The sequence below is a fragment of the Mesorhizobium sp. M7A.F.Ca.MR.148.00.0.0 genome, assembly GCF_003997735.1.
Classification (GTDB): Bacteria; Pseudomonadota; Alphaproteobacteria; order Rhizobiales; family Rhizobiaceae; genus Mesorhizobium.
In genome coordinates, this window is sequence record NZ_RZTB01000379.1 from 294 (window position 1) to 534 (window position 241).

Here is a 241-nt window from a genome sequence, read left to right on the forward strand (position 1 = left end):
CGGCCGAAACCGCCGGCGTCAGCCAGAAGGCGGCGCCAGCGGCGGCAAGTGCAAGCGCGGCGAGGGCGCCTTTGACAAAGCCGAGCGAACGGTTTGAAATCTTGATGTTGGTCATGGTTGCACTCCTCGTGGCTTCCATCGGGATCAGTCTATTGCATCAAATAGTGCGGCGCGACGCACATTCGCGTGCGCCGAATGCGGAATCTTACCGTCAGCGCTGCCCCTCACTGTCCTGCCGGAC